Origin of the sequence: Pedobacter sp. CG_S7 (assembly GCF_040544395.1) — a bacterium.
Taxonomy (GTDB): domain Bacteria; phylum Bacteroidota; class Bacteroidia; order Sphingobacteriales; family Sphingobacteriaceae; genus Pedobacter.
Map to the genome: position 1 here is coordinate 1 of NZ_JBEONS010000093.1, position 2250 is coordinate 2250.

Sequence of the window (2250 nt, forward strand, 5' to 3'; positions counted from 1 at the left end):
GCAGAACTCTAGGGGTAAAAGTAGCATTCTTTTTTCAAGAACCTAAAAAAGTTTTTCGGTTCCGTAACCTGTAACTTTCTCCAGAAAGATTGATGATTTCACATCGAAAAAGCAAGCGGTCTAACAGTGCTGTTGCAATGACTTCATCATCGAGTAACCGTGCCCATTCGGTAGGTTTTTTATTCGTGGTAACTACAATTGAAGTGGACTCATAAATATGGTTAATGAAGTTAAAAAAAGCCACTGCCATATTCTTTTCCAAAGGAAAAAGCATAATGTCATCCAATACGATCAGGTTTGCTTTCAAGAGTTTCCTATACTCAGTTTGCTGGGATTTGACCACATCTTTGGTTTGTAAAGTATGTATGATATCTTCCATCGTTTTGAAGTAAGCTTTATAGCCGGCCTTAACCGCATCATGGCAAAGTCCGGCAGCGATCATTGTTTTACCTGTCCCGCTAGGACCCATCAGTACCATGTTAAAGAGCTGGTCTACCCAGTTGAGTTCTCTGAGCTGGTGAAGCTGTTCTTTCTTCAAACCATTATCTACAGCATAATCATATTGTTCCAGATTGGCATTTCTGGGCAATCCTGCTGCCTTTAACCGTCTGGATAGATCTTTACCCATACGGTGTATTTCTTCCTGTTTAAACAATTCCATGGTGTACTTTACAAAGCCCATTCCCTGACTTTCCGCTGCTGTGATGGTTTGATCCAGTGCAGGGCCTATTCCTCCCAGTTTGAATTGTGTGCACAATAGCCTGATTTGTTGTTTTTCTGTTTCCATTATTTTTGATTGATGATGAAAGCCATCGGGCCAGGCCTGGCCCGATGGCTTCCGTTTTTACTTATTTGAATAACATTTCATAGGCCTGCAAATCACTTTTATCAGGATCCAGCATGGTCTTTTGATAGCTTTCCCCATTTAAAGGATTTAAAGAAATAATTTTGGCTTCCCCTAAAACAGGCTCTTGTTGTTTTAACTTATCTGCTATAGCCTTGAAATCACCAGCACTGATGATCTGGTGACTGCGGCAATAATCCAGCGCCTGTCCGGCAAGCTGCTGGCCCATACTGCTCACAGTAGTTATCAGCAATTGCACCTGATCACGGATATAACGCGGCTTATCGTCCTTAATTTGTAATATCCATTCCATTGCCGCATCCTTATCTATCATCAATCCGCAGAACTCTTCCATCATTTCAGCGATGGCCAGTCGCTTGTCCCTGCCGTGGTCGGTCTTGAGTATTTTCTGTCCTGTAAGCTGTGAGACCTGGTGGCGGCACAATTCATTTTTATCCTGATCCAATAAGATGAGTTCTAGTTTTGTACTACTGACCAGCACCTGAGTTCCAGGACCTTTATAAGTACCCAACGGTAAACTGTACAGATTGCTTTTCCAGCTAATGGTGTTGTCTTTACGTACAGCATAGACCGGATATTCGGCTTGAGGGATAATGATCGGATACCATGGGGTCAAAAATGGTTCTTCAATATGGTATTCATATATAGGGATCTTTTTAGTGGTACCATGTGGCAAAGCGTTCGCCGTGCGGTGCAGCCAGTCACTGGCATCATCGTTGAGTGTATCCAGGTCACGGAACAGTCGGTTATATAGAAAGTTCTGTTTAACATATTTCACAACATTTTCTACCTTCCCCTTACTTTCAGGATCTGCTTTTCTGCAGAACCAGGCTCTGAATCCACGTTCTTTCGGATAGCCTTTAAAACCACTGGTCATGATGATGTCACCTAGATTTTCTGAAACTATAAATAGCCTATCTTGATCATATACGATCTCTGATGGGATACCCCGAAGTTCTTCAAAAGCCTTCTCATGTGCCTGGATTACTGTTTCTGTGGTAAAAGGGACATCAGTAAATAAAACGTATTTATATCTTGACCGGGCAAGTACAAAGGTGAAAAACTGCACTTTTTTAGTTTTTCCAAGGGTAGTCTTCATGTTATAAAAGCCGAAGTCAACCTGCCCCTGGAGACCATAAGCCAGTTCAGCAACACAGGCGTATTCACGAATGGGCTCAACCTTGGGAATATTATGTTCATTACGCACAAACTGAACGAAGTTAAATACCGTTTTCTGGCTTACCTGGGGGAACCAGGAATGGTGCTCTTTCAGCAGATCGTGCATTTGGGCTGCTGAGGTGTCGGGAAATGCCTTCAACTTTTCTTTGACAAAGTCCTGAAAAGAATCAAGTTTTAGAACGCGGCTACGCCCATTTTCAAGTTCA

2 protein-coding genes are annotated in these 2250 nt (G+C 42.4%); both read right to left on the bottom strand.

What is annotated here, in order from left to right; translation table 11 throughout:
• Window positions 1-34: 34 nt before the first annotated feature.
• The gene (gene istB / locus AAKU52_RS17365; RefSeq protein ID WP_354335901.1) at window positions 35-787 is read right to left on the bottom strand and encodes an IS21-like element helper ATPase IstB; all 753 of its coding nucleotides are present in this window, start codon (window positions 785-787) and stop codon (window positions 35-37) included.
• Window positions 788-848: 61 nt separating this feature from the next.
• Window positions 849-2250 (bottom strand): hypothetical protein (locus AAKU52_RS17370; RefSeq protein ID WP_354335902.1); only part of this gene is annotated, 1402 nt, incomplete at its 5' end.

Coding starts and splice junctions, on each gene's coding strand:
- istB (WP_354335901.1), bottom strand. CDS start 787: ATGGAAACAGAAAAACAACAAATCAGGCTATTGTGCACACAATTCAAA.